General features: G+C 44.2%; 22 protein-coding genes. 13 read left to right on the forward strand and 9 right to left on the reverse strand.

All coding sequences use genetic code 11. The features are described 5' to 3' along the window. Positions 1-11: 11 nt before the first annotated feature. The 6 genes from BB427_RS18615 to BB427_RS18640 are packed head-to-tail and all read right to left on the reverse strand — an operon-like array spanning position 12 to position 6873. A complete protein-coding gene (locus tag BB427_RS18615; RefSeq protein WP_069022451.1) occupies positions 12-920 on the reverse strand; it encodes a hydroxymethylglutaryl-CoA lyase in 909 nt (302 codons plus the stop codon). Continuing rightward, the gene (locus BB427_RS18620; protein WP_069022453.1) at positions 920-2863 is read right to left on the reverse strand and encodes an acetyl-CoA carboxylase biotin carboxylase subunit; all 1944 of its coding nucleotides are present in this window, start codon (positions 2861-2863) and stop codon (positions 920-922) included. Before BB427_RS18620 ends, BB427_RS18615 begins: the two co-directional genes overlap by 1 nt. 8 nt (positions 2864-2871) lie before the next feature. Continuing rightward, positions 2872-3654, reverse strand: a complete 783-nt coding sequence (locus BB427_RS18625) for an enoyl-CoA hydratase-related protein (protein ID WP_069022455.1) — start codon at positions 3652-3654, stop codon at positions 2872-2874. Between the two features lie 9 nt (positions 3655-3663). Continuing rightward, positions 3664-5271 (reverse strand): carboxyl transferase domain-containing protein, encoded by a 1608-nt coding sequence (locus tag BB427_RS18630; RefSeq protein ID WP_069022457.1) that lies wholly within the window; start codon positions 5269-5271, stop codon positions 3664-3666. Between the two features lie 9 nt (positions 5272-5280). After that, entirely contained in the window at positions 5281-6456 is a 1176-nt protein-coding gene (locus tag BB427_RS18635; protein ID WP_010378622.1) for an isovaleryl-CoA dehydrogenase, read from the reverse strand. A gap of 24 nt (positions 6457-6480) precedes the next feature. Continuing rightward, a complete protein-coding gene (locus BB427_RS18640) occupies positions 6481-6873 on the reverse strand; it encodes a MerR family transcriptional regulator (RefSeq protein ID WP_010378624.1) in 393 nt (130 codons plus the stop codon). A 315-nt stretch (positions 6874-7188) separates the two neighbouring features. On the opposite strand from BB427_RS18640, the gene BB427_RS18645 reads away from it, so the two are divergent. The 13 genes from BB427_RS18645 (at position 7189) to BB427_RS18705 (ending at position 19883) form a co-directional block, all read left to right on the forward strand. Continuing rightward, on the forward strand, positions 7189-8367 hold the full coding sequence (locus BB427_RS18645; protein WP_069022459.1) for a thiolase family protein: 1179 nt from the start codon (positions 7189-7191) through the stop codon (positions 8365-8367). Between the two features lie 96 nt (positions 8368-8463). Continuing rightward, complete coding sequence (locus BB427_RS18650) at positions 8464-9954, forward strand: CoA-acylating methylmalonate-semialdehyde dehydrogenase (protein ID WP_010378628.1); 1491 nt, start codon at positions 8464-8466, stop codon at positions 9952-9954. Between the two features lie 107 nt (positions 9955-10061). Further along, positions 10062-11219, forward strand: coding sequence for an acyl-CoA dehydrogenase family protein (locus tag BB427_RS18655; protein WP_010604935.1), 1158 nt, complete (start codon positions 10062-10064; stop codon positions 11217-11219). A gap of 10 nt (positions 11220-11229) precedes the next feature. After that, complete coding sequence (locus BB427_RS18660) at positions 11230-12006, forward strand: enoyl-CoA hydratase (RefSeq protein ID WP_069022460.1); 777 nt, start codon at positions 11230-11232, stop codon at positions 12004-12006. After that, positions 12006-13145, forward strand: coding sequence for an enoyl-CoA hydratase/isomerase family protein (locus BB427_RS18665; RefSeq protein WP_069022462.1), 1140 nt, complete (start codon positions 12006-12008; stop codon positions 13143-13145). Before BB427_RS18660 ends, BB427_RS18665 begins: the two co-directional genes overlap by 1 nt. 12 nt (positions 13146-13157) lie before the next feature. Then, entirely contained in the window at positions 13158-14045 is an 888-nt protein-coding gene (mmsB, locus tag BB427_RS18670; RefSeq protein WP_010604932.1) for a 3-hydroxyisobutyrate dehydrogenase, read from the forward strand. Between the two features lie 6 nt (positions 14046-14051). Further along, positions 14052-14813, forward strand: coding sequence for an SDR family oxidoreductase (locus tag BB427_RS18675; RefSeq protein ID WP_069022464.1), 762 nt, complete (start codon positions 14052-14054; stop codon positions 14811-14813). A gap of 118 nt (positions 14814-14931) precedes the next feature. Beyond that, the gene (gene gloA2, locus BB427_RS18680; protein WP_069022466.1) at positions 14932-15321 is read left to right on the forward strand and encodes an SMU1112c/YaeR family gloxylase I-like metalloprotein; all 390 of its coding nucleotides are present in this window, start codon (positions 14932-14934) and stop codon (positions 15319-15321) included. Between the two features lie 29 nt (positions 15322-15350). Beyond that, complete coding sequence (locus BB427_RS18685; RefSeq protein ID WP_069022468.1) at positions 15351-15647, forward strand: DUF1330 domain-containing protein; 297 nt, start codon at positions 15351-15353, stop codon at positions 15645-15647. A 100-nt stretch (positions 15648-15747) separates the two neighbouring features. Then, a complete protein-coding gene (locus BB427_RS18690) occupies positions 15748-17145 on the forward strand; it encodes a hypothetical protein (RefSeq protein ID WP_069022470.1) in 1398 nt (465 codons plus the stop codon). A gap of 130 nt (positions 17146-17275) precedes the next feature. Next, complete coding sequence (locus tag BB427_RS18695) at positions 17276-17815, forward strand: heme NO-binding domain-containing protein (protein WP_039497675.1); 540 nt, start codon at positions 17276-17278, stop codon at positions 17813-17815. Positions 17816-17819: 4 nt separating this feature from the next. Then, positions 17820-18770 carry a sensor histidine kinase gene (locus BB427_RS18700; protein WP_069022472.1) on the forward strand — a complete coding sequence of 317 codons (951 nt, stop codon included), beginning with the start codon at positions 17820-17822 and terminating at the stop codon, positions 18768-18770. Between the two features lie 663 nt (positions 18771-19433). Beyond that, complete coding sequence (locus BB427_RS18705) at positions 19434-19883, forward strand: DUF4826 family protein (protein ID WP_017219474.1); 450 nt, start codon at positions 19434-19436, stop codon at positions 19881-19883. On the opposite strand, the gene BB427_RS18710 is transcribed toward BB427_RS18705, so the two are convergent. The 3 genes from BB427_RS18710 to purB form a co-directional block, all read right to left on the reverse strand. Next, on the reverse strand, positions 19867-20325 hold the full coding sequence (locus BB427_RS18710; protein ID WP_069022474.1) for a GNAT family N-acetyltransferase: 459 nt from the start codon (positions 20323-20325) through the stop codon (positions 19867-19869). The genes BB427_RS18705 and BB427_RS18710 overlap by 17 nt on opposite strands. A gap of 133 nt (positions 20326-20458) precedes the next feature. Continuing rightward, complete coding sequence (locus BB427_RS18715; protein ID WP_069022476.1) at positions 20459-21646, reverse strand: ribosomal protein uL16 3-hydroxylase; 1188 nt, start codon at positions 21644-21646, stop codon at positions 20459-20461. An 87-nt stretch (positions 21647-21733) separates the two neighbouring features. Further along, on the reverse strand, positions 21734-23104 hold the full coding sequence (gene purB, locus BB427_RS18720) for an adenylosuccinate lyase (RefSeq protein ID WP_069022478.1): 1371 nt from the start codon (positions 23102-23104) through the stop codon (positions 21734-21736). Positions 23105-23160: the final 56 nt, after the last annotated feature.

The following is a 23160-nucleotide window of genomic DNA, read 5'->3' on the forward strand; positions in this document are numbered from 1 at the left end:
ATGTTATTGTTTTAAGATTGACAAGTTTGTTTGAGTGCTAACGACACTTTACTGCTTGGTGTCTTGCCTAGCGCATCACAAATTGTCCATCCTGCTTTTGCTAGCCTTTCTAAATCAATTCCACACTCAATGCCAAGCCCTTGCAGTAAGTAAACTACATCCTCAGTGGCAACATTTCCTGACGCGCCTTTGGCGTAAGGGCAACCACCGAGACCTGCAACGGCGCTATCGACAGTTGCGATCCCCATTTGCAGGGCCGTGTGAATATTCGTTAATGCTTGTCCGTAGGTATCATGGAAATGCACCGCAAGCTTGTCAGCAGGGATATGTTGCAGTAACAATGTGAGCAGTTGCTGGACTTTTTTAGGTGTACCAACACCTATGGTGTCGCCTAGGCTGATTTCATAACAACCAAGTGACAACAATTGTTTACATACCGCTAAAACTTGCTCTGGTTGTACTTCACCTTGATATGGGCAACCAACCACGCAGCTAACATAACCTCTTACTTTTATGTTGTTTTTTTGTGCAAGTTCAACAACGGGACGAAAGCGTTCAATACTTTGTTCAATCGTGCAGTTGATGTTTTTTTGCGTAAATGCCTCACTGGCGGCAGTAAAAATGGCAAATTCGTCGACTTGATTTTCTAGCGCAAGTTCTGCGCCTTTAAGGTTTGGCGTTAGGGCGCTTATTTCAACGCCTTCACTACGCTCAAAGCCTTGAATAACCGCTGCGGAATCGGCCATTTGTGGCACCCATTTGGGGGATACAAACGCGCCTGCTTCTATGTGCTTGAGACCTGCGTCTTTTAATGCGTTAACCAGCGAGATTTTAGCTTCTGTGGCAACACTGAGCTCATTTTGTAAGCCGTCACGTGCGCCGACTTCTACAATTTTGACCTTAGCCGGATACTGAGACATTAGTCTTGCTCCTCAACAATCGCCAGCATATCGCCATGACTGACGAGCTCGCCTTCTGCAAAGCAGTATGAAGTGAGCGTGCCATCAAATGGTGCATTGAGCGTATATTCCATCTTCATAGCTTCGATTATCACCACGGCATCGCCTTTATTGACTTGAGTACCGACGGCTAACAAATGCTTAACCACGGTGCCGTTCAATGGCGCAGCCAGCGGTGCGGCTTCGTGCTCATGATCGCTAATGTAATGCTTTGACTTAAGTTCAACGGTATGTTGATACGGACCATACATAATCGTGATCGCGGCTTCGGTAACAATGGCACTGGCGTGTAATCGTGCACCATCAATTACCGCTGTTAACTGGTGTCCATTTAATTCACATTCAACTTGGTGGATTTGCTCGTTAAACGAAACCTTCCAACCACCTTGAGATTGATAAGCCGAGGCGACGTGCTCTGCAAATGGTAAATCCACCTTCGCGGTTTGGTTAAGCCTAAAGCCTAAGTTTCCCCACACTGTGTTTTTACATGGTTGTTGGTGGCTAAGGTAGGCCGCACTTGCTAATAACACCATTTTATCCAGCGGCGTATTCGATTGAGTTAATACGTCAGTTTGTGTGTCGATAAAGTGGGTATCAGGCGCACCAGCTGTGAAAGTAGGGTGGCCTGCTAAGTGATGCAAAAATGCAATGTTGGATTTCAAGCCACACAAGTGCACTTGTTCTAAACTGGATTTTAACTTTAATAAGGCTTGTTCACGATTTTTGCCATGAACAATAAGCTTGGCGATCATAGGATCGTAAAATGGACTGATCTCATCACCTTGCTGTACGCCTGTGTCAATTCTTACGCCATCTTTGGCTTCAGGAAAGCTAAGGTGTGAAAGTACACCAGAAAACGGCATAAAGTTTTCTTCAGGGTCTTCTGCGTAAATGCGCGCTTCAAAACTATGACCAGATAACGAAACCTGCTCCTGAGTCAGCGGTAACTGTTCACCCGCAGCAACCATCAGTTGCCACTCGACTAAATCGAGGTCAGTTACCATTTCTGTCACTGGGTGCTCTACTTGCAGGCGAGTATTCATTTCCATAAAGAAGAACTCATCGCCACATAATAAGAACTCTACTGTACCTGCGCCGCGATAGTTAATCGCTTGCGCACAGCGTACTGCCGCTTCACCCATAGCTTTGCGCATCGCATCACTCAAACCTGGGGCGGGCGCTTCTTCAATCACTTTTTGGTGACGACGCTGTAGTGAACAGTCTCTATCACCGAGGTAAACACAGTTACCGTGACTATCGGCAAAAACTTGTACTTCAACGTGACGAGGCTTATCAACAAAACGCTCAAGCAGCACTAAGTCATTGCCAAAACTCGCTGCTGCTTCACGTTTAGCGCCATGTAGTGCCGATAAAAACTCGCTGCTTTCTCGTACCACGCGCATCCCTTTACCACCACCGCCGTAAGCGGCTTTGATAAGTACCGGAAAGCCGATTTTTTCAGCTTCTGCCTGTAAGAAATCATCTTCTTGTTTGTCGCCATAATACCCTGGGACCAAAGGCACATTAGCGTCATGCATGATTTCCTTGGCACGGGTCTTAGAACCCATCGCTTCAATAGAGCTTGCCAACGGACCAATAAACGCAATGTTTGCTGCTTCACACGCTTTGGCAAATACTTCATTTTCAGATAAAAAACCATAACCCGGGTGGATACAATCGACGCCCGCCGCTTTGGCGACTTCAAGAATTCGATCTGCAACCAAATAAGACTCTTTAGATGGTGCCGGACCGATATGATAGGCTTCGTCAGCTGTTTTCACATGCATCGCATTGGCATCTGCATCAGAATAAACTGCCACTGTGGTTAGGCCCAATTTCTTTGCGGTGCGCATCACGCGGCAGGCAATTTCACCACGGTTCGCGACTAGAATTTTAGTTAGCATGTTGACTCCTATTCGCTTGCGGCGGTTTGCCAGCGTGGTGCTCGTTTATCGAAAAAGGCGCTAAGCCCTTCTTGGCCTTCGTCACTTACTCTAATTTCAGCGATACGCTTTGCGGTATGGGCGATCAACGCTTCATTTATCTCTTTACCAGCAACTTCGCTGATCAGTGCTTTGGCACTTTTCACAGCAGCAGGGCCATTGTTAAGCAAGGTATCGAGAAAATCCGCTTCGCTTTTTGCTAAATCATCGCTCAATTCTTGAATTAAACCCATTTCTAGCGCCTTTTCACCATCAAATACTTCGGCTGTTAAAAAATAGCGTCGCGCTTGGCGCTCCCCAATGGCTTTAATGACATAAGGACTAATCACAGCCGGAATAAGACCAAGCTTGACTTCACTTAAACAAAATTTGGAGTTGTGCTCTGCAATGGCGATATCACAACAGGCGATTAACCCAAGTGCACCGCCAAACGCAGCACCTTGCACCAAACACAGCGTTGGGTGAGGGCAAGTGGCCAGCACTTGCATTAATTTAGCAAGCTCTAAAGAATCAGCGACGTTTTCGTTATAGTCGTTGTCTGCCATGGATTTCATCCACGCCAGATCAGCCCCCGCTGAAAAGTGTTTACCTTCGGTTTTTAATACCAGCGCTCTGACATCGAGGCCGCTGGCATATTCGATATTCTTAATGAGTTCGGCAATCACCTCCGCATTGAAGGCATTATGTTTTTCTGGGCGACTTAGCTCTAAAATCGCCACTTTGCTTTTTGTTATATTTAAAGTGACAGGCATAAGTGCTCCTTACATTCTGAAGACGCCAAATTTAGATTCTTTTTGCGGTGCGTTACTCGCAGCTTCCAAGGCAAGACCAAGTACTGTGCGCGTATCCGCAGGGTCGATAACGCCATCGTCCCAAAGCCTTGCGCTAGCATAGTATGGGTGTCCTTGCTTTTCGTACTGCTCGATAATTGGCTTTTTAAATTCGCTCACTTCGGCATCGCTCATGCTAAGGCCTTTACGCGCTAAACCATCTTGTTTAACCTGTGTTAATACGCCTGCAGCTTGTTCACCACCCATTACGGAGATCCGTGCGTTTGGCCACATCCACATCATGGTTGGCTCGTACGCTCTACCACACATGCCATAGTTACCAGCACCATATGAGCCGCCAATCAATACTGTAAACTTAGGCACATCAGCACAGGAAACGGCTGTTACCATTTTTGCACCGTGCTTAGCGATACCTTCCGCTTCGTATTTTTGGCCAACCATAAATCCAGTAATATTCTGCAAAAATAGCAGCGGAATATTGCGCTGTGCACAGAGCTGAATAAAGTGTGCGCCTTTTTGTGCGGATTCAGAAAAGAGAATACCGTTGTTTGCTACGATCCCCACAGGGTGACCATAAATTTCAGCAAAACCAGTCACGAGTGTTTCGCCGAAGTAGCGTTTAAATTCATCAAACTGAGAATCGTCCACGATACGGGCAATGACTTCGCGTACATCGAACGGTTTTTTCAGATCCGTACCGACAATGCCATACACCTCACTGATGTCATAACGTGGTGGTTTGGCATCTTGCAGGAACGGGCGAGTGGGGCGCTGATGATTAAGGCGTGACACGCACTGTCTTGCGATAGAAAGCGCATGCTCGTCATTTTCTGCATAGTGATCGGCTACACCAGAGACTTTACAGTGAACATCTGCGCCGCCTAAGTCTTCTGCACTCACTTCTTCACCCGTGGCCGCTTTAACAAGAGGTGGCCCTGCCAAGAAAATGGTGCCTTGTTCTTTGACGATAATACTTTCATCGGCCATCGCTGGTACATATGCGCCACCGGCGGTGCATAACCCCATAACCACTGCGATTTGTGGGATCCCCTTTGCAGACATACGGGCTTGGTTGTAGAAAATTCGACCAAAATGTAGTTTGTCTGGAAATACTTCATCTTGCTCGGGCAGGTTCGCACCGCCAGAATCCACTAAATAAATACAAGGAAGATGGCAGCGCTCCGCAATTTCTTGCGCTCTTAGGTGTTTTTTTACGGTAATAGGGAAATAGGTTCCCCCTTTTACAGTCGCATCATTTGCCACAATCATGCATTCAACACCTTTAACGCGTCCGATCCCGGCGACCACACCAGCACAAGGAATATCTTGCTCGTAAACGCCAAACGCGGCGAATTGGCCAATTTCTAAAAATGGAGAGCCCTCGTCAAGCAAGGTTTCAATTCGGTCACGTACAAATAATTTACCGCGACTTTGGTGACGGGCAATAAGCGCTTCACCACCGCCTTGGCTCAGTGTAGCGACTTTATCTTTAAGATCAGCTACCAGCGATGCCATCGCATCGCTGTTTGCCTTGAATTGAGGATCATGCGGATTAACCGCAGAATTTAGTACCGTCATGTAGCACTCCTAGCGACTTTCGTTGAATAGCTCACGTCCGATAAGCATACGGCGGATCTCAGACGTACCAGCGCCAATTTCATACAGCTTGGCATCGCGAAGTAGTCGACCTGTAGGATATTCATTGATATAACCGTTTCCACCTAGTAGCTGAATGGCATCAAGTGCAAGTTTGGTTGCAAGTTCTGCGGCATATAAAATTGCACCAGCAGCATCTTTACGAGTTGTTTCGCCACGGTCACAGGCTTTCGCCACGGTATAAACGTATGAGCGTGCAGCGTTCATTTGCGTGTACATGTCAGCAACTTTGCCCTGCACCAGCTGGAATTCACCGATGGATTGGTTAAATTGTTTACGCTCGTGAATATAAGGTACTACCACATCCATACAAGCCTGCATAATGCCAAGCGGGCCGCCTGCCAATACCACACGCTCGTAGTCTAGGCCACTCATGAGTACCTTAACGCCTTCGTTGTATTCGCCAAGGATGTTTTCTGCAGGTACTTCGCAGTTTTCGAATACCAGCTCACAGGTGTTTGAACCACGCATTCCAAGTTTGTCTAACTTTTGTGCCGTTGAAAAACCAGGGAAGCTTTTTTCGACGATAAAGGCCGTGATCCCGCGAGGACCTGCATTGGTATCCGTTTTTGCGTAAATCACAAAAACGTCGGCATCTGGACCATTGGTGATCCACATTTTATTACCGTTTAGAATGAACTTGTCACCTTGCTTTTCAGCACGCAGTTTCATTGAAACCACGTCAGAGCCAGCATTGGGCTCACTCATTGCCAGTGCACCGATGTGTTCACCGCTGATAAGTTTTGGTAGATACTTTTCCTTTTGGGCTTGGTTACCGTTACGGTTAATTTGGTTTACACATAGGTTTGAGTGTGCGCCGTAGCTTAAGCCAATTGATGCACTCGCACGGCTTATCTCTTCCATTGCGATAACGTGTTCAAGATAACCCATGTTTGAGCCGCCAAATTCTTCAGCGACGGTGATCCCAAGTAGGCCCATTTCGCCAAACTTTGGCCACATTTCGTTTGGAAATGCATTTTCTTGATCTGTTTTTTCAGCAAGTGGGGCAATTTCACTGGTCGCAAAGCTATTCACATGATCACGGATCATGTCTGCTGTTTCGCCTAGTCCAAAGTTTAATTCTTTATATAAAGATACTGTGCTCATCGGTATTCATCCTGTTGTGAGAGTTTATTTTTCGAGCTCGTGTAGGGTGTCGCGACAACGGCGCTCAGCCGTCACCAGTTCCATTAAGACAACTTTAATGTCGTCCATCTGTTGGCTTAAGTCGGCTTTTTTCTCTTCAATGAGTTGCAACATGGTTTTAAGTTGCTTTTCGCTCGATTTGTCGGCGTCGTAAAGCTCAAATAGTCGGCCAGTTTCAGCAAGTGTAAAACCAAGACGTTTTCCGCGAAGGATCAGTTTTAATCGAACTTTGTCACGTTTTGAGTAAATACGCGTTTGTCCTTGGCGCCTAGGAGAAAGGAGTCCTTGGTCTTCGTAAAAACGAATACTGCGAGTAGTAATATCAAATTCTTTAGCTAACTCGCTGATTGAATAGGTAGGTTCATTAATTTCTTGCATTTTTATTTACACTTACAACGTCACTGATTAGACCAATATAAGTGAAGTTTACGTAAAGGTAAAGCAAGAATAGCAGATCCTTCTTTAGTCTTATAAAAGGAATAATCTGTCCGTTCGAATTGTCATCAAATCTTCATTACAGCTAGAGAAAATAAGCCTTGGAAACAAATTTGTGCAAGTTAGCTTTACACTTTCACTGATCTCGTTTGGCTTGATTTTAGATTTACGTTGGCGTAAACGTAAATATTATGTATGCTCGAATACAGAGTTAATTTTTAACAAGCCCAAGATTGGCTTGTAAACAGGAGTTTTGCAATGAGTAACGAAGCTGTTGTCATCGTCGCTGCTAAGCGTACACCAATGGGTGGCTTTATGGGAAGCCTATCTGACGCAACCGCGACAGACTTAGGTGCGACTGCAATTAAAGCAGTAATGAATGAAACAGGTCTTGGTGATGCGAGTATAGACGAAGTGATCATGGGCTGTGTCTTACCTGCAGGCCTTGGTCAAGCGCCAGCGCGTCAAGCAATGCTACATGCGGGCCTCGCACGCTCGACGGGAGCGACCACTATTAACAAGGTGTGCGGCTCGGGTCTAAAAGCGGCGATGTTCGCGCATGATCTCATCCGCTCAGGTAGCATTAATTCTGCTATCGCTGGTGGCATGGAAAGCATGACTAACTCACCTTACTTTATTCCAAAAGCCCGTGGCGGAATGCGCATGGGTCATGGCGAAATCAAAGACCATATGATGGCTGATGGCTTGGAAGATGCTTATGACAATAAAGCGATGGGTTGTTTCGCGCAAGCTACCGCTGATGAATATGGCATTACCCGCGAGCACATGGATGAATTTGCACTTGGCTCACTAAGTAAAGCAAACGCCGCAATCGAAAATGGCAGCTTTGGCAATGAAATTGCCCCTCATGTAATGAGTACACGTAAGGGGGATGTTGAGGTTAATACTGACGAGCAACCTGGTAACGCGCGTCCAGACAAAATTCCATCACTTCGTCCAGCATTTAAAAAAGACGGCACTATCACTGCTGCCAACTCTTCGTCTATTTCTGACGGTGCAGCAGCGCTGATTTTAATGAGTGAATCAGAAGCGAAAAAGCACGGTTTGACACCACTTTGTAAGATTGTCGCCCATGCAACTCACTCACAAGCTCCCGCTGAATTTACCGTGGCGCCGGTCGGTGCGATGAATAAGCTGCTTGAAAAAGCAGGTTGGTCGACAGCAGATGTTGACCTTTGGGAGATCAACGAAGCGTTTGCCATGGTGACTATGTTAGCTATCAACGAAATGCAGTTAGATAGCAACAAAGTCAACGTCAACGGTGGTGCTTGTGCATTAGGTCACCCAATCGGTGCAAGCGGTGCACGCATCTTAGTTACACTTATCCATGCACTAAAAAACCGCGGCTTATCAAAAGGCGTAGCGTCACTATGTATCGGCGGTGGTGAAGCTGTAGCGCTCGCGGTAGAAGTGTAAGTTACTGCAATTTATTTCGTTCAAGGGGCGCTGCGTTTTCCATAATTCTAATCATTCACGCAGCGCATAAACTCGTTTTATGGGGAGGAGTGCTTCATGCACCAAGTACCTTTATACATCAACGGTGAATTTTCACAGTCTCAGTCTGACAAATGGTTAGACGTTGTTAATCCGGCTAATCAAGAAGTATTAGCAAAAGTACCTTGTGCTACTAACGAAGAAGTACAAGCTGCAATTCATTCAGCTCAAGAAGCATTTAAAACGTGGCGTAATGTTCCGGTAACTGAGCGTGCGCGAATTATGATGCGTTATGCAGCGCTTCTTAAAGAGCATCAAGAAGAAATCGCAACCATCATTTGCCATGAACTAGGCAAAACTTTTGAAGATGCGAAAGGTGATGTATGGCGTGGTATTGAAGTGGTTGAGCAAGCATGCAATGCCCCTTCAATGATGATGGGTGAGACGGTAGAAAACGTTGCCCGAAATATCGACACCTATTCATATACCCAACCGCTAGGCGTTTGTGCGGGTATTACGCCATTTAACTTCCCAGCAATGATCCCGCTGTGGATGTTCCCAATGGCAATTGTATGCGGCAACACCTTTGTACTTAAGCCATCAGAGCAAGATCCATTAACGCCAATGCGCTTGGTTGAATTGTTTGAAGAAGCCGGTGCACCAAAAGGCGTACTACAGGTAGTACACGGTAGTAAGGATCAGGTTGACCAAATCCTTGAAGCGCCGGAAATTCGCGCGATTTCTTTCGTGGGTTCTTGTGGTGTCGGTCAGTACATTTACAGTAAAGGTACGCAAAACCTCAAACGCGTTCAAGCATGTGTTGGTGCGAAAAACCACATGGTTATCATGCCTGATGCGAAAAAAGAACAAGTGATCAATAATCTGGTTGGCTCTTCGGTCGGCGCGGGTGGTCAGCGCTGTATGGGGATCTCAGTTGCCGTGTTTGTTGGGCAATCACAACAGTGGGTAGAGGAACTTAAAGACGCGATGGCGAAGGTTCGTCCTGGCGTTTGGGATGATCCTGAAGCTGCTTATGGTCCGCAAACGACTCCACAGGCTAAAGCGCGCATTCTATCGCTGATTGACAGCGGTAAGCAACAAGGCGCAACGTGTTTGCTAGACGGTTCTGATTTTACAGTTGAGGGTTATGAAAATGGTAATTGGGTAGGTCCAACCCTGTTTTCAAATGTCACAACTGAAATGGATATCTACAAAGAAGAAATCTTTGGTCCAGTCCTTTGCTGTGTCTTTGTCGATAGTTTAGATGAAGCAATTACGCTTATTAATAACAACCCATACGGTAACGGCACCTCATTATTCACTGCAAGCGGTGGCGCAGCACGTAAGTTCCAGCGTGAAATCGAAGTGGGTCAAGTAGGCATTAATATTCCTATTCCTGTGCCATTGCCGTTCTTCTCATTTACCGGTTGGAAGAATTCATTCTACGGCGACCAACACACCTATGGTAAGCAAGGCGTGCGTTTCTATACAGAAACCAAAACAATTACCTCACGTTGGTTTGACGATGAGGCTGTCAGTGGTCCAAATATGAGTATCAATCTGAGATAACTCATATTGCATAGTGTGCTCTACAGGGGGAGCACGCTATTTTTTACCAAAACGATAAGAATTACCGACACACATTCAGGGTGTCAGAACAGCAAGAGAGGTCTAGCGTGGACTTTAACCTAAACGAAGATCAACAAGCATTTGCCGACATGGCGCACCAATTTGCAATGAGCGAGCTTGCTCCACATGCTGCAAAATGGGATCAAGAGCACATTTTTCCAAAAGACGTAATTCAAAAAGCAGGTGAGCTTGGTTTTTGCGGTCTATATACGCCAGAAGAGGCAGGTGGTCTGGGTTTATCTCGCCTTGACTCAAGTATTATTTTTGAACAACTTTCTATGGGTTGTACAGCAACAACCGCCATGTTGACCATCCATAACATGGCAACGTGGATGATAGCGAGCTTTGCAACGGAAGAAACCAAAGCAAAATATATGGATCAGTTAGTAACAGGTGAGTTATTGGCTTCTTACTGTCTAACAGAGCCTGGTTCTGGTTCTGATGCCGCATCGCTGAAAACAAAAGCAATAAAAGAAGGCGACGAGTACGTTTTGTCTGGCTCTAAGATGTTTATCTCAGGTGCAGGTGAAACAGACGTATTGGTGGTAATGGCAAGAACCGGTGAAGCTGGTCCAAAAGGTATTTCAGCCTTTGTTGTACCTGCCGATGCTGATGGCGTTATTTATGGCAAAGCAGAAGAAAAAATGGGTTGGAACGCTCAACCTACGCGCCTAATTACGCTTGAAAATGTCCGTATCCCAGCTGCCAATCTACTAGGCCAAGAAGGCGAAGGCTTCAAATTTGCGATGCAAGGCCTTGATGGTGGTCGTATTAATATTGCAACTTGCTCGATTGGTACAGCCCAGCAAGCACTTAATACCGCCAAGCAGTATATGCAAGAGCGTTCTCAGTTTGGTAAACCATTAGCGGCGTTCCAAGCACTGCAATTTAAAATTGCAGATATGAATACAGAACTTGTGGCTGCGCGCCAAATGGTTCGACTTGCGGCATTTAAACTGGATAGCAACGACCCAGAAAAGACCACTTATTGCGCAATGGCGAAGCGTTTTGCCACTGATGTAGGCACTAAGGTGTGTGATGATGCACTGCAAATTCATGGTGGTTACGGGTATATCAAAGAATATCCACTTGAACGTCATTTACGTGATGTACGTGTTCACCAGATCCTTGAAGGTACAAACGAAATCATGCGTGTAATTATTGCACGTCGGATCTTAGCTGAAGGCGCGGCAAGCGTCCTATAAGGAGAGTATCATGACTGCACAATTAAAACTCGAAAAACAAGGCCATACTGCCGTTGTTACTATGTCAAATCCACCCGCGAATACGTGGACAAAAGACACATTAACTGCACTTAAAAATCTAGTAATCGAATTGAATGCAGATAAAGAAATCTATTCGTTAGTGATCACTGGCGAAGGTGAAAAGTTCTTTTCAGCCGGTGCGGATCTAAACGTATTTGCCGACGGTGACAAAGGAGTCGCTGCGGATATGTCTCGAGTATTTGGTGAAGCGTTTGAAACACTCAGCGACTTTAGAGGCGTATCTATTGCTGCTATCAATGGTTTTGCAATGGGTGGCGGTTTAGAGGTAGCACTAGCATGCGATATCCGCATTGCCGAAGTTCAAGCACAAATGGCACTCCCTGAGGCGAAAGTAGGGTTGTTACCTTGTGCTGGCGGCACACAAAACTTGTCGTGGCTTGTAGGCGAAGGCTGGGCAAAACGTATGATTTTATGCGGTGAGCGCTTAAAAGCTGATAAAGCACAGCAAATTGGCTTAGTTGAAGAAGTGGTCGAGCAGGGTAAAGCACTGGAAGCTGCGCTTGAACTTGCTAAGAAAGTAGAAGATCAAAGTCCAGTTGCGGTCACGGCTTGTAAGGCTCTCATTCAAAAAGGCCGCACTGGCACTATCAATAGCGCATTGCCACTTGAACGCGAACTTTTCGTAACACTATTCGATACGCAAGATCAAAAAGAAGGCGTAAACGCGTTTTTAGAGAAGCGTAAAGCGAATTGGGTAAATGGCTAATGACTGAATTTGAGCTAATAAATCACGAAGAGGCGCCGGTTATATTCGAACAGGCAACGTGCCATAACGGGATGCAAATAGCGCTGGCGACATTAAATGTACCAAAAGCGTTAAATGCCTTAAACCTCGATATGATCCGTTTGCTCTCGCCACAACTAGACGCTTGGGCAAACGACCCACAAATAGCAATGGTTATGCTAAAAGGTGCTGGAGAGAAGGCGTTTTGTGCCGGCGGCGATGTCGTGAGTTTATATCGCGAAATGTCGTCTGATACGAGTAACGCATTAATCGAAACCTTTTTCAGTGAAGAGTACCGGTTAGATTATCAAATCCATAACTATGATAAGCCAATCCTACTATGGGGTAATGGCATCATCATGGGTGGTGGATTGGGCTTAACGGCTGGCGCAAGCCATAAAGTGATGACCGAAACGTCGCGCATCGCGATGCCGGAAATCACCATTGGTTTATACCCTGATGTGGGTGGGAGCTATTTCCTCAATAAGATGCCAAAGGGCGTTGGACTATTCTTGGGTCTCACTGCTGCAAACATTAACGCTGCGGATGCCAAGCTGGTTGGGCTTGCCGACCATTTTATGGACTCAGAAAAGCTGAGCTTACTGTTACAAAACCTAGTTGAAGTAAACTGGGGCAAAACCAATGTATTAAATCATGAAAAGCTTACTCAGTTGCTGTTGTCACTAGATGAAGCGTCTCATGCGCCGCCAAAAAGCGAAATTAAACCGCTTATCAAAGTGTTCGAAGCGCTTGATGAGAAACGTGAGTTATCAGAGCAGGTTGAATTCATTTTGGCGTTGGATAGCACTGACAACAAATGGCTAAGCAAGGCACAGGCTGCATTAAAGCATGGTTCTCCATTAAGTGCAGCATTGGTTAAAGCTCAGCTCACTAGAAGTGCAGGCAAAACACTAAGAGACTGTTTTAAGCAGGAATTAGGAATGTCGGTAACGGCTGGCGAGTTTGGTGAGTTTCAAGAAGGTGTTCGTGCGTTGCTTATCGATAAAGATGGCAAGCCAAATTGGCGATTTAAATCTGTCGACGAGGTTACAGACGATGCGATAGAACGCTTTTTTGCACCTCGCTGGGATGAAAACGATCACCCATTGCGTGACTTATAAGGAGTGACTTAAATGGCACAAGTAGGATTTATCGGCTTAGGTAATATGGGTGGTCCAATGGCCATTAACCTATTAAAGGCTGGCCACCAAGTATGTGTATTCGATTTGAACCCTGAGGCCGTTGCGACGCTTGAAGCAAGTGGCGCGACGAAAGCGACGGTTGTGAGCGATGTATGTCGCGAAGCCGATTATGTTATCAGTATGCTGCCTGCAGGCAAACATGTTCGAGCAGTGTATACTGGCGATGACGGATTAATTAATTACCTTAGTAAAAATACACAAGTAATTGATTGCTCGACCATTGATGCTGAATCTGCTCAGTTTGTTGGCAACAAGTTGGCAGAATCGGGTATTTCATTTGTCGATGCGCCCGTGTCTGGCGGTGTGGCAGGTGCAGCTGCCGGTACCTTAACTTTTATTGTCGGCGGTAATAAAGCAGACTTTGAACGTGCGCATGTGGTACTGACCAATATGGGTAAGAATATCTTCCATGCTGGAGATATTGGTGCCGGACAAGTCGCTAAGATATGTAACAATATGCTGTTATCAATACTTATGGCGGGCACAAGTGAAGCGCTGCAAATGGGTGTAGATCATGGCTTAGATCCTAAAGTATTGAGCGAAATTATGCTAAACAGCTCTGGTCGTAACTGGACGCTAGAGCTATACAACCCATGTCCTGATGTACTAGAAAATGTGCCTTCTTCGAACGGTTATAAGCCGGGCTTTATGGTTGATTTAATGGCTAAAGATCTTGGCCTTGCGATGCAATCTGCGCAGCAAACGAATTCTGCGACGCCCATGGGGGCGCTGGCGAAGAATTTGTATAACTTGATGCAAAATCAAGGCAAAGGCAGTGAAGACTTTAGTGCGATTTTTAAGCTTTATTCAGAGAAATAGGACACTATGGATATTAACGATAAAACAGTTGTGATCACTGGTGGTGCGCAAGGCTTAGGTCTTGCCATGGCAACTGAAATGGCAAAGCAGGGGGCAAAACTTGCCCTGATTGATATGCAAGAAGACGTTTTAGCAGAAGCGAAGCACGAACTTGCTCAATTCGGCACACAAGTTAACACGTATGTCGCTAATGTTAGTCAAGAATCAGACGTGGAAAGTGTGTTTAATGCCATCGTAAATGACTTCGGCGATATTTCGGTATTAATTAATAATGCGGGTATTTTGCGTGATGGTTTGCTGCTCAAAGCAAAAGACGGGCAAGTCATCGATAAAATGTCGCTTTCGCAATTTCAATCCGTTATTGATGTCAATCTCACAGGTGTTTTCCTGTGCGGCCGCGAAGCTGCTGTCAAAATGGTAGAAGCGGGTAACGGTGGCGTGATCATTAATATGTCTAGCGTTGCGCGCGCTGGTAATATGGGACAAACCAATTATTCAGCGGCAAAGTCTGGTGTCGTTGCGATGACTACCAGTTGGGCTAAAGAATTAGGTCGTTTTGGTATTCGCGTGGGGGCAATTGCACCTGGTGTGATCCGTACAAAAATGACCGATGCAATGAAGCCTGAAGCCAAAGAGCGGCTAGTGAAAATGAAGCCAGTAGGGCGTCTTGGCGAAGCGCAAGAAATTGCCCACACAGCAAAATATATCATTGAAAACGATTTCTTTACGGGACGTGTCGTTGAGATTGACGGCGGCATTCGCCTGTAATGAAAAAATAGGCTTGGTTTTACAACGTGTAGTCCAAGTTCCTACTTGAGTGTGTGAAGCGGCAATGCAAATTGCCGCTTTTTTATTTAAAAGACCTTAAATTAGTTAGGAGAAGTGCTTGAAGTTATCTGGAATACATCACGTCGCTGTTATTTGTTCTGACTATCAAAGATCAAAAGTGTTTTATACCGAAGTACTTGGTTTGCATGTACTCCGTGAAAACTATCGAAAAGATAGAGCGTCCTACAAATTAGATCTTGCGCTGCCAGATGGCAGCCAGATTGAGTTGTTTTCGTTTCCAAACCCTCCAAAACGACCATCACACCCAGAGGCGCAAGGACTGAGGCATTTAGCATTTAGTGTATCGGATATTGATGCTTGCATTGCACACCTTGTGCAGTATCAAGTGGCTGTAGAGCCTGTTCGAATAGATGAATATACAGGCAAACGGTTTACCTTTTTCAGCGATCCTGATGGTTTGCCGCTGGAGCTTTATGAGCAATGTTAAGATGATAACAACTTTAAAAGGGCTAAATTATGTATGAGATGTTAGTGGCGATGGAAATTCATAACAGCGAGCGATATGCCAAATATCGTGAAGCGATGAAGCCAATCTTAAGACAATATGGTGGTGGATTTAGTAACGATTTTCATATTGCAGAAACCTTGCTAACGGAGGGACAGTGCCAAGCTAATCGACTTTTTACCATATATTTTCCTGATCAAGCTTCAATGGAGTCCTTCTTCAGTGATGCTGAATATCTAGAGGTAAAAGCACGATACTTTGAAGATAGCGTCAGTGGGTTTGATATTTTGGCGAGCTACATTAGGTAAGGCTAAAACAAGGAGCAAAATTGGGTAAAGTTTATTCTAAGTGGGTCGATAACGTTTAATAACTCCGCGGTAAATTGAATTTGTAACAAGGATATAGGTTATGAATATAAAGCCACAATTTCACACCAACCATGTCAGTGTTGGTGCTCCATCTTCGTCGAAAGAAATGCAAGACGCACTCAAAACGCTCGCAAAAGATAGACCTGATGAAGAGGTATCCCAATTTCCAGATGTGAATAGTGAGTTCACAATTGACTTTTCCTACACCGAATCACCTGTCTCATATGATAGAGACTTTATGCGTAATTTTGAATTCAGAATGTTAGGCATGAAAAGTTACGGTATTCACCGAGAGCACATAGGGACGGATGAAAATGGTCGTATCTATAAAGATACTTACGGTGATTTTGAAGGCCGAGAAAAAATTGATGAATTTTTAGCAATCTTCGACCGTTTGAATGAAGAACAACAGATTAAATTTGCACACTTCAAGCCCACAGAATCACTTCTAGACGTGGCTAACAGATTAACGGATGAAGAGCTTGGTCAGCTCACCGATTTTATCGTCCAGTCACTTAGTGTTAACAGCTTTGGTCAAAGGGGTGAAGACTACTCAGAAAAGTTGATTGATAAACTGAGCAGTATGTCTGATGAGTTATTAAAAGACACCGTAAAAACCATGTCTAGCTTAATGGAACAGGCTGAAAACAAAGTTTTTTCAGAACCAGCGTTGCCAGCTTATTTATTGGATGAAGACGGTAGAACAGACATGGACTTAACTGTGCGAGAGGCAGATCTTTTCGACCAGTTTAATGCGTATGGTGACATGAACAACCAATTATTAAATGACTATGCAAAATTTGTCATTGATAACAAATTCTCAGACGGTGACCTTTTAGATTTGAATGCGCATTTAGCAAATTCTGATTTCGATACGAGTCGTGGCATCCTAGATATGGCAACCTTGGTTAAGGCAAATGACCGAACTACTTTTATAGAAATGTTAAACGAAGTGGATACGCAGGAGCCGAATAACCTGTTCGCAAGATTGAGCAAACTCAATTACGAAAATGAGAATACAGAATACTTTAGAACTGACAATCGAGAATACGTTAAATTTAAAGGTGCACCAGCTGACGATAACGAAAAAAGTAGGTTATACAATCAGCTGATAAAAGCCTATGAAAATCAGGGACTCGGTTGGATGAATGACGTAATGGAGCAGTCAGAAGGTATGCCTGTGCGAGCTGAGCTCAATATGTGGCTATCTATTTTAGAAGATGTTGAAGAAAACCCCGATGCGTTTAAACGCTCAGATTCTGTCGAAACTTGGATGGAGCGCAATTTAGCTGGAATTGTAAATGACTACTATCAAGGCATAAAAGAAAAGGTATTTGCGCATAATGAGGAACTAGATAACTTTCTCAATATGTCTATGCTTGAAAGAATTGAACTCGATACAGTTGAACTTGACGAGCAAACTTCTATAGCTGAATAGAGAAAGATCTATTACATCCCAAATATTGTTCTACACTTAATTAAGAACGAAACAAGCTAGTTAATTCAAAGGCTTGTTTCGAGGTGAGTCTTGACTATATAACGCAGCAACTTTGTTAAGGGAGAGTTTAATGCGCGGCGTGATATTTAGAGGTTTAGAAGAATTAGTTGTAGAAGCGATTGGCATGCAGGCTTGGGATGAGTTACTCGAAGCACATGCACCCGAGGGAAGGGTCTATGTTTCCCCTACATCCTACCCAGATGCAGAGCTATTTGCGTTAGCACAAGGCGTTGCTGACAAATTGAATAAGCCATTGACAGATGTATTGGCCATTTTCGGACAGTCGTTATTTGGATTTTTGGCGGAAAAGCACAAAGGTATCTCGTCAAAATTTGCGTCGTTTGAAGAGTTGGTTTTATCTATCGATAGCGTGATACACATGGAGGTAAAAAAGCTTTACGATGAGCCGAATCTCCCCTCAATTGCGGCGATAGTGAAAGACGACAAAACTATCGTATTAGAGTATTGCTCGAATCGTAAATTGTGTTTTTGTGCGGAAGGGCTACTTTATGGTGCCGCCCAATTTTACAGTCGCAAACTAAAAATTGAACATCCACAGTGCATGCATAGCGGCGCTAAACATTGCGTACTCATTCTTCATTTGGATTAATTCGATGTCTGAATATAACGACTATAAAAAGGCGTATCTAAGAGAGCGTCGTGCACGTGATGAGGTCGAGTCATTACTTGAAGAGAAAACGCGAGCGTTATATTTGGCTAACCAAACACTTGAACGTCAATTAGCGCAGCTTAAGAATCAACAAGCCGTATTAATAAACAACGAACGTATGGCGACGTTAGGGACACTATCAGCAGGCGTTGCGCATGAATTAAATAACCCGCTGGCATATGTGGCGGGGAACCTTGAGTCACTTAATTACTATATCTCGCCAATCTTGCAGTTGCTTGAGACAGTAAAATTACTTGAGCAAAATGAATTGAGAGGAGAACAATTGGAAGCTCGCCTTATTGATATATATTTAAGGCAACGTATTGACGAAATTACGAATGATTTGCCGGATCTCGTTCACGACACGCTGCATGGCTGCGAGCGAATTAAAACCATAGTAAACGATTTAATGAATTTCTCCCGCTCCAATAACGATAGTTTCGGTAGGGCGTCTCTAAAGTCTATTGTTGAAGACACACTTCGTTTACTTCATGGGCAACTTAAGGGATACGAGCTAACCGTCGCGGTCGAAGATGTGCCAACTATCTTTTGCAAGGAGGGAGCGCTAAAACAAGCTATCATCAATCTTTTGGTGAATGCTAAATATGCGGTAGACATGAGCCATAAATCGCATAAATCAATAGAAGTGCTACTCGCACAGGGTAACGATCTAGATATTATCTTAAGCGTTAGCGACAACGGAATTGGAATTGATGCTGATGTGCTTCCTAGATTGTTCGATCCTTTCTTTACGACTAAGCCTGTCGGCGAAGGTACGGGCATGGGACTTGCCGTTACTCATGCGATTGTAAAAGAGCACAAAGGGAAAATAGATGTTCAGAGTCAAGAAGGAGTGGGTAGTCAGTTTACTATTTCCTTTCCTTTGGAGCAGTGAGAAGCTTGCACCGGTCCCAATCTTAAAATGCATTAATCTACACAATCCGATGGATACTTGTCGCGTTGTCAGGCTAACTAACCTGAGCTTCGGATAATTAATGTCTTTCTAGCAGCCAGTTTTAGCGCTAACTGCGTTGAATTCACTTCCAATAGCCAGCTATTGGTGCGTAAATTCGCCTTGTTATCCCTAAAACTGTCTGACTAGATAAGGGTATAATTTAATGTGGTATTAAAAACAATGAGTTAGCTCATTCCTTATCCAAACCTCAGGTTAACTAGGCATATGTAGCACCGACTATGATTCAGACTAATAATTTGCTAGGGATGTTGTAATTTCACTATAAAGCTAGCCGTTTCGTTAAAGGTCGCAACACGCATTGCCCTTTGACAAATAATATCTCTTTCGATGTGGCTAGAATAGAAAAAGAAACTTTCTCGAAACTTACAGCTCAGTAATTAATCATATAAACTCAAAATTCCTTCGTTCGTATTGCCGTTATGACTGCAAAAGCTTAGTATCAGGTAACTTCGCAAGCGTTTGAGTGCTTGGTGTATAAGAATCAAAACCGATTTGCTGGATAATTTGCTATGAAACGCACCGCGTAAATAACGATAAAGTAAAATGCTATTCGGTAATCTAAAAAGAATAAAAGGGTGAACAATGAGTGAAGAACAAAACCAACCGCAGCAAGAGGCGTTAACACCAGAACAACAGCAGCAAAGATCAATACAATGGCAGCGTAGCTGCGTACAAGCTGCACAAAAACATCTCGCGGATAAAGGGGTGTTACCGCAGAGTATTATTGAAAAAGAATGTCGCTACATTGAACCATTGGTTGCGCTTTGGAAAATCAAAGGTCAAAACGGCAAAAAGTATTGGGTGATCACAGGTAATCTACCGACAGATCATATTGAGGCATCAGCAGCCGCTACAGCTCGTGAAGCACTGCGCTATTTTTCATTCCATTGGCAGATGAAAGCGGAAGAAATTATGTCTGCAAAGCCAGTAGAAAAAACACAAGCCCAGTTTGCTAATCTACTAGTAAACCGAGCTCATGGTTTATATGACCTTTTCGCTAAAGACGAACTTTGGGCTAATGAAGCATCGTAAACGGATCCATCTTGAGTGATTGAATAGGGCATTTCAAGCGCTGTCTTGGAATGCCCGCTTCCATAAATACGTGTCCATGCGTGGAAAACCCCGATTGTAAAAATTCGGGCACTTCATCCAAGATGCATTGGATAAAAACGTCTTCAAAGCCTTTGTCTTTTGCCAAGTCAACAAGTCCCCCAATCAATGAGGCATAAGCTTCTCGATTACGGTGAGATTTGAATATCGCGATACGGCTTAATAACCCGTCTTCACACAGTCGTCCTGTGCCAACTGGACCATCGAATTCGTCAATAATAATTAAGTGTTCAGCAGTGATATCCTGCTGATCAAACTCAACTTCTTTAGGAATGTGAAGTTCATACACAAATACGCGCTCGCGTATCGCTTTGAGCTCCAATTTTTTGGTTTGCCAAGTTACTTTACTGATTCTATAACTCATACTGCCCCCATCTACAGATTGCACCTGCATTCCCTGTTTAGCGACAAGCTAGAGCTTGCGAAAACCTTGAAGATCAAGGCGTTCGCGGCATATTGTTGTTTTTGTGAACGCGGCTATCTTGTTCTAACAGGCTCTACTCCCAGCCCTCATCGAAGTCAGCATCGGCTGGATCACTGTCTTCAACGAAGTAGGTCCCATCATTAATCAGTTTAGTTAACGTTTGTTTAAATTCCAAACTATTTAATGCTGGAATTATTGCATTAAACTCAAACACAACATGATCGCTTAGCTGCTTTACGGCATCTAAACAATGATGGTCTAATTCATAGTTTTCACCATTAACACTGAACAAAATATGATCGTCACAGATTTGGTAAATAGCACGTACTCCACCAGCGCGATAAATCAATGGGTTATCTTTGGCGATCTCGAGAAGCTCATGAGGATCAATTATGGGGTCTAATGGCGCGAGATCCATCTCATGTTTTGGTTCGCTGAGCGTTTTTCCAAGCCATTGACTGTATAGAGCCTTATCTTCAATTAAAGCATTGAGCAGAGACTTAATCTGCTGTTGGTCGCTACAGGTGACTTCGCCAATAGACGCTCTGAGTTGCAATTCTGGATCGCTAAAACGGCGTTTACCAGCTTCCATATCAATAACGTGATCAGCAAAGCTAGACAGCAAGTCTTTTTGATCAGGCGCTCTAAAGCCAACTGAGTAGTTTAAAGCATCCTCAACTGCGTAACCTTCGTGAGGACAAGCCGGTGGAATATATAAGATATCACCTGGTTCAAGGACTGCATCAATGACTGCTTCGAATTGCTCTACTTGTAATAGGCTCTTGTTGCGCGCAAATTGCTTTAGGCTGTTGTCCTGTTTGCCAACTCGCCAATGACGTTTACCTTGTCCTTGAATGATAAAGACATCATATTGATCTAAGTGTGGGCCAACGCCGCCACCAGGCGTCGAAAAGCTGATCATCAAATCGTCTATACGCCAATTTGGTATGAATCTAAACGCTTCTATTAATTGTGCGGCTTGTGGGTGCCAGTGATCAACGGCTTGGACCAATAGAGTGCTGTTGCGATCGGTGAGTAAGTCAAATTGTTCAAAATGGCCGTGATGGGCTTCCCAGTTATCATTGTGATTAGTAACAATTCGAGATTCTATGCATTCTTCAGTTGCAAGGCCGGCAAGCTCTTCTGGCTCAATTGGGTCTTCAAAGTCTCGGAATCCTTGTTTGATGAGTAATGGCTTCTTTTGCCAATACTGGGCAAGAAATTGTTCGAAGGTAAGGTCATTAATTTGCAGTTGATACATAGGGAAATTCCAGTAATAAAAAAGCGAAAGAGTGCACTCTTTCGCTTATTCTATACCAAGTAGTAAAAAGCTGGTGTCGCTTTATACTTAGTTTAGTTCGTCAATGAACGCTTCAGCACGACCGATATAGTTTGCTGGCGTCATTTCTTTCATTTGTGCTTTTACTTCATTTGGCAAGTCTAGGTTATCGATGAAGTCAGCCATGATTTCTTTGTTTACGCGTTTACCACGAGTAAGATCTTTTAGTTTTTCATATGGCTTTTCGATACCGTACTTGCGCATTACCGTTTGGATTGGCTCTGCAAGTAGTTCCCAGTTATCATCAAGCTCAGCAAATAAACGCTCAGCATTAACTTCTAACTTGCTAACGCCTTTAAGCGTTGCTTGATACGCGATAAGTGCATAACCCATACCAACACCTAAGTTACGTAAAACCGTTGAGTCGGTTAGGTCACGTTGCCAGCGTGAAACAGGTAGTTTTTGTGCAAGATGCGCAAAGATAGCGTTAGCAATGCCAAGGTTACCTTCAGAGTTTTCAAAGTCGATAGGGTTAACTTTGTGAGGCATTGTTGAAGAACCAATCTCACCAGCAATGGTTTTTTGCTTGAAGTGGTTTAGCGCGATATAACCCCAAACGTCACGGTCAAAGTCAATTAAGATAGTATTGAAGCGTGCAATCGCATCGAATAGCTCAGCGATATAGTCATGCGGCTCGATTTGCGTTGTGAACGGGTTCCAAGTCAAACCTAGGCTTGATACAAAACGTTCACTGTGTGCATGCCAATCGTAATCTGGGTAAGCGCTTAGGTGAGCATTGTAGTTACCAACGGCACCATTGATTTTACCAAGCATTTGTACGTTAGCAATTTGCTGGCGTTGACGTTGCAGACGAACATACACGTTTGCAAACTCTTTACCCATGGTTGATGGTGAAGCTGGTTGGCCGTGTGTACGAGTCATCATTGGAATTGACTTATACTCAACCGCTTTGTCTTTGATTGCGCTCAGTAGCTCATCACAGTATGGCAGTAATACCGTGTCACGCGCTTCAGTTAGCATTAGGCCATGAGAAAGGTTGTTGATGTCCTCAGAGGTACATGCAAAATGAATAAATTCATTGACGGCATTTAGCTCGGTATTGTCAGCTACTTTTTCTTTAAGAAGGTATTCTACAGCTTTAACGTCGTGGTTAGTGGTGCGCTCAATCTCTTTTACGCGTGCTGCGTCTGCTTCGCTGAAGTTTTCAACGATGCTATCAAGAAGTGCGTTGGCTTCATCGCTGAAAGCAGGTACTTCTTTAATGGCGTCGCTGCTCGCTAGCGCTTGTAGCCAACGAACTTCTACGATGACGCGGTATTTGATCAAGCCAAATTCACTGAAGATGCTTCTCAGTTCTTTGGTCTTGCTACCATAGCGACCATCCACAGGAGAGATAGCGGTTAACGCTGAAAGCTCCATAATAACTCCTAACTATTTGTTTTTGAACGATACTTAGATAGTGGTATTAGAACCAC

Source organism: Pseudoalteromonas sp. BMB (assembly GCF_001709235.1).
Taxonomy (GTDB): Bacteria; Pseudomonadota; Gammaproteobacteria; order Enterobacterales; family Alteromonadaceae; genus Pseudoalteromonas; species Pseudoalteromonas maricaloris.

Coding starts and splice junctions, on each gene's coding strand:
- BB427_RS18650 (WP_010378628.1), top strand. CDS start 8,464: ATGCACCAAGTACCTTTATACATCAACGGTGAATTTTCACAGTCTCAG.
- BB427_RS18620 (WP_069022453.1), bottom strand. CDS start 2,863: ATGCTAACTAAAATTCTAGTCGCGAACCGTGGTGAAATTGCCTGCCGC.
- BB427_RS18630 (WP_069022457.1), bottom strand. CDS start 5,271: ATGACGGTACTAAATTCTGCGGTTAATCCGCATGATCCTCAATTCAAG.
- BB427_RS18645 (WP_069022459.1), top strand. CDS start 7,189: ATGAGTAACGAAGCTGTTGTCATCGTCGCTGCTAAGCGTACACCAATG.
- purB (WP_069022478.1), bottom strand. CDS start 23,104: ATGGAGCTTTCAGCGTTAACCGCTATCTCTCCTGTGGATGGTCGCTAT.
- BB427_RS18675 (WP_069022464.1), top strand. CDS start 14,052: ATGGATATTAACGATAAAACAGTTGTGATCACTGGTGGTGCGCAAGGC.
- BB427_RS18665 (WP_069022462.1), top strand. CDS start 12,006: ATGACTGAATTTGAGCTAATAAATCACGAAGAGGCGCCGGTTATATTC.
- BB427_RS18685 (WP_069022468.1), top strand. CDS start 15,351: ATGTATGAGATGTTAGTGGCGATGGAAATTCATAACAGCGAGCGATAT.
- BB427_RS18695 (WP_039497675.1), top strand. CDS start 17,276: ATGCGCGGCGTGATATTTAGAGGTTTAGAAGAATTAGTTGTAGAAGCG.
- BB427_RS18635 (WP_010378622.1), bottom strand. CDS start 6,456: ATGAGCACAGTATCTTTATATAAAGAATTAAACTTTGGACTAGGCGAA.
- BB427_RS18690 (WP_069022470.1), top strand. CDS start 15,748: ATGAATATAAAGCCACAATTTCACACCAACCATGTCAGTGTTGGTGCT.
- mmsB (WP_010604932.1), top strand. CDS start 13,158: ATGGCACAAGTAGGATTTATCGGCTTAGGTAATATGGGTGGTCCAATG.
- BB427_RS18625 (WP_069022455.1), bottom strand. CDS start 3,654: ATGCCTGTCACTTTAAATATAACAAAAAGCAAAGTGGCGATTTTAGAG.
- BB427_RS18640 (WP_010378624.1), bottom strand. CDS start 6,873: ATGCAAGAAATTAATGAACCTACCTATTCAATCAGCGAGTTAGCTAAA.
- BB427_RS18705 (WP_017219474.1), top strand. CDS start 19,434: ATGAGTGAAGAACAAAACCAACCGCAGCAAGAGGCGTTAACACCAGAA.
- BB427_RS18615 (WP_069022451.1), bottom strand. CDS start 920: ATGTCTCAGTATCCGGCTAAGGTCAAAATTGTAGAAGTCGGCGCACGT.
- BB427_RS18660 (WP_069022460.1), top strand. CDS start 11,230: ATGACTGCACAATTAAAACTCGAAAAACAAGGCCATACTGCCGTTGTT.
- BB427_RS18710 (WP_069022474.1), bottom strand. CDS start 20,325: ATGAGTTATAGAATCAGTAAAGTAACTTGGCAAACCAAAAAATTGGAG.
- BB427_RS18700 (WP_069022472.1), top strand. CDS start 17,820: ATGTCTGAATATAACGACTATAAAAAGGCGTATCTAAGAGAGCGTCGT.
- BB427_RS18715 (WP_069022476.1), bottom strand. CDS start 21,646: ATGTATCAACTGCAAATTAATGACCTTACCTTCGAACAATTTCTTGCC.